Below are 3,474 nucleotides of genomic sequence, written 5' to 3'. Positions count from 1 at the left end.
GCCGCATCCGGAGCCATACTCGAACAATAGTTCGATCCACCGACAAGAATCCGCGAATGTGACACCAGAAACCTAAAGTGACACACGGGATTACGAGCCAGTGCGCCTGTGGATGAATTCTGCTGTCGTGGAACGATTCTGGTACTGCGGCCGCTCTCGCGCCCGACACACGTCCCCGCCTCACGCGCCCAAGCACTGAACTCTGCGACGGTGGGGGCATGGGACCAGCAGTCGAGGCGGTGCTCGAGGAGTTCGACGAGTACCTCGAGCTGCAACGCGGCCGTTCCGACCACACCCGCCGCGCCTACCTCGGTGACCTCCGGTCGTTGTTCGCGTTCCTCGGCGAGCGCTCACCGGACGTCGCACTGACCCAACTGACACTGCCCGTGCTGCGATCGTGGTTGGCGGCCCAGGCCGGCGCAGGCGCCGCACGAACGACGTTGGCCCGCCGCACGTCGGCGGTCAAGACGTTCACCGCGTGGGCATCGCGATCGGGGTTGATGGACGCCGACCCGGCCACCCGGCTGCAGGTCCCGAAGGCGCATCGCACCCTGCCCGCCGTGCTGCGTCAGGACCAGGCGATCGACGCCATGAATGCCGCCGAATCGGGTGCGCAGCAAGGAGATCCGCTCGCGCTGCGGGACCGGCTGGTCGTGGAGATGCTCTACGCCACGGGGATACGCGTGAGCGAGTTGTGCGGCCTCGACCTCGACGACGTCGACTTCTCGCGTCGGCTTCTGCGAGTGCTTGGCAAGGGCAACAAGCAGCGCACGGTGCCGTTCGGGGAACCCGCGCTGCGCGCGCTCAAGTCCTGGGTGGCCGACGGCAGACCCGCCCTCGCGACCGAGACGTCGGGGCCGGCGCTGCTGTTGGGCGTGCGTGGCAAGCGGATCGATCCGCGGCAGGCCCGCACCGTCGTGCACCAGACGATGGCCGCCGTCGACGGGGCACCTGACATCGGCCCACACGGCTTGCGGCACAGCGCGGCCACGCATCTGCTCGAGGGCGGTGCCGATCTGCGGGTGGTTCAGGAACTCTTGGGCCACTCGACGCTGGCGACGACGCAGCTCTACACCCACGTCACGGTCGCCCGATTGCGCGCAGTGCACGATCAGGCCCACCCGCGGGCGTGATCACCGAAGCAGACCGATGACCTTCGCGATGTCCGGCAGCGCCGACGGCCTGCCCGCCCACGCGTCGAACACGCTCCAGTAACTCACGCCGAATCGGTTGCGCCGCTCGATGAGTGCCTCGGCCATCTGTTCGTGCGTGCCGATCAACACGAACGGTGAACCAGCGTTCCGGTGTGCGGGTGGGTAGTCGCCATCGCGGCAGCCGTCGCGCCCGCGAATGGGGACAGCGTCGGCACCAGGTGGTCCGGGAACGTCAGAACGTCGAAGCAGGCGTCCTCGACCGTCACCGCGAAGTCGCGGAACTCAACCCCGCGGGGTAGCGCGGTGGTGAGACCGAAGCGCAAGGGTCGGGAACGATGTGTCTCCGAAGCGACGGACATGATTCGACGGTAGGCGTCACGGGCCGCGCAGCGGCTTGAGCCGGACCGGTGTCGTCACCACCAAACCCAGCGGGTCGACGTAGGCGGCGCGCGAGGCGGCACCCCACATCGCGCCCCAGTGCAGGCACACGCCGCAGCCGGGATGGCCCGCGACCAACTCGCCGAGCACCGTCCCGGCGGTCACGCGCTGACCCGCCCGCACGACGGGTTGGACGGGTTCATAGCTGGTGCGCAGGCCCCCGGGATGGGCGATCGACACCACCGGCCGGTCGGCGAGCCTGCCCGCGAACACCACGGTGCCCGCACCGGCGGCGTACACCGCCTGACCAGGTACGCCCGCCAGATCGACCCCGCGGTGGCCACGGTTCCAGTTCGGCGACGGCGCGTCGAACATTCGAAGAACGCCAGGTCGGGGGCGTAGCGGCCAGTCCAACCGGCCGTCCTCGGCGATTGCCGGGGCCGCCCACACCAGGCCGACGGTCAGCAGCATGGCCAGAAATCTCATCAGCCCAGTTCAGCGCGCCGCGGCACCGGCCGGAAGGCCCCCGCGGCCCATCTGTGGATGACGCAGCCACTGTGGAGCGTCCAGTGCACCGGCGATGGCAAAAGCACGCATGTCAACGGTGTAAACTCAGTCCCGCAACTTGCATCAGCGAGTTGACTTCGCGCGCCTGTGCGCAGCCCCGTAGTTCCAGGGTTGCACTCGCATGCCGGGCGGTCCCGTCTCACGACGGGTCCGGCATCGCAGCAGACGCCAGGGCCAGGCATCACCCGATGCCGGGCGACAACCGACAATGAAAGCTGGGCAAACCATGGCCGTAGTGACCATGAAACAGCTGCTTGACAGCGGCACCCACTTCGGGCATCAGACCCGTCGCTGGAACCCCAAGATGAAGCGGTTCATCTTCACCGACCGCAACGGCATCTACATCATCGACCTGCAGCAGACGCTGACCTACATCGACAAGGCGTACGAGTTCGTCAAGGAGACCGTCGCTCACGGCGGTTCGGTGATGTTCGTCGGCACCAAGAAGCAGGCGCAGGAGTCGGTCGCCGACGAGGCGACCCGCGTCGGCATGCCGTATGTCAACCAGCGCTGGCTGGGCGGCATGCTGACCAACTTCTCCACCGTGCACAAGCGCCTTCAGCGCCTCAAGGAGCTCGAGGCCATGGAGCAGACCGGTGGCTTCGAGGGTCGCACCAAGAAGGAAATCCTGATGCTGACGCGCGAGAAGAACAAATTGGAGCGGTCCCTGGGTGGAATCAGGGACATGCAGAAGGTGCCGTCGGCGATCTGGATCGTCGACACCAACAAGGAGCACCTCGCGGTATCCGAGGCCCGCAAGCTGGGCATCCCCGTCATTGCGATCCTGGACACCAACTGCGATCCCGACCTCGTCGACTACCCGATTCCGGGCAACGACGACGCGATCCGCTCGGCCGCGCTGCTGACCAAGGTGATCGCGTCCGCGGTCGCCGAGGGCCTGCAGGCCCGTTCGGGCGCGGGCAGCGACAAGCCAGAGGTCGAGGGTGCCGAGCCGCTGCCCGAGTGGGAGCAGGAGCTGCTGGCCAGCGCAACGGCCCCCGGCACTCCGGCCGCCGCGACCGACGCCGCTGCTGCCCCCACCCCGACCGAGACAACCACGGAAGGCTGAGATGCCGAACTACACCGCTGCCGACGTCAAGAAGCTGAGGGACTTGACCGGCGCCGGAATGCTGGATTCGAAGAACGCGCTGGTTGAGGCCGACGGCGACTTCGACAAGGCTGTCGAACTGCTGCGGATCAAGGGCGCCAAGGACGTCGGCAAGCGCGCCGAGCGTGCCACCGCCGAAGGTCTGGTGGTGGCCAAGGACGGCGCGCTGGTCGAGCTCAACTCCGAGACCGACTTCGTCGCGAAGAACGCCGAGTTCCAGGCGCTCGCCGACCTGGTCGTCACCGCCGCGGCAGCGGCCAAGGCGAC

Annotated in this window: 4 protein-coding genes and 2 pseudogenes; 3 read left to right on the top strand and 3 right to left on the bottom strand. The window is 67.7% G+C overall.

Features of this window, described 5'->3' with window-relative positions:
• Nucleotides 1–218 precede the first annotated feature (218 nt).
• The gene (locus QOC69_RS16560) at nucleotides 219–1,133 is read left to right on the top strand and encodes a tyrosine recombinase XerC (protein ID WP_526441426.1); all 915 of its coding nucleotides are present in this window, start codon (nucleotides 219–221) and stop codon (nucleotides 1,131–1,133) included.
• On the opposite strand, the gene QOC69_RS16555 is transcribed toward QOC69_RS16560, so the two are convergent.
• From QOC69_RS16555 to QOC69_RS16545, 3 genes and pseudogenes are all read right to left on the bottom strand, one after another.
• A complete protein-coding gene (locus QOC69_RS16555) occupies nucleotides 1,134–1,283 on the bottom strand; it encodes a hypothetical protein (protein ID WP_526441424.1) in 150 nt (49 codons plus the stop codon).
• Between the two features lie 8 nt (nucleotides 1,284–1,291).
• A pseudogene (locus tag QOC69_RS16550) lies at nucleotides 1,292–1,513 on the bottom strand (LLM class F420-dependent oxidoreductase); the annotation flags it as partial.
• A 16-nt stretch (nucleotides 1,514–1,529) separates the two neighbouring features.
• A complete protein-coding gene (locus QOC69_RS16545; protein ID WP_526441422.1) occupies nucleotides 1,530–2,018 on the bottom strand; it encodes a M23 family metallopeptidase in 489 nt (162 codons plus the stop codon).
• Between the two features lie 307 nt (nucleotides 2,019–2,325).
• Between QOC69_RS16545 and rpsB the strand changes: the two genes are divergently transcribed.
• Entirely contained in the window at nucleotides 2,326–3,168 is an 843-nt protein-coding gene (rpsB, locus tag QOC69_RS16540) for a 30S ribosomal protein S2 (protein WP_526441420.1), read from the top strand.
• A gap of 1 nt (nucleotide 3,169) precedes the next feature.
• Nucleotides 3,170–3,474, top strand: a pseudogene (locus tag QOC69_RS16535) (translation elongation factor Ts); the annotation flags it as partial.

The sequence above is a fragment of the Mycobacterium sp. genome (assembly GCF_032162105.1).
Taxonomy (GTDB): domain Bacteria; phylum Actinomycetota; class Actinomycetes; order Mycobacteriales; family Mycobacteriaceae; genus Mycobacterium.
The sequence above is the reverse complement of the archived record's forward strand: the minus strand, read 5'-3'. Positions and strand labels throughout refer to the sequence as shown.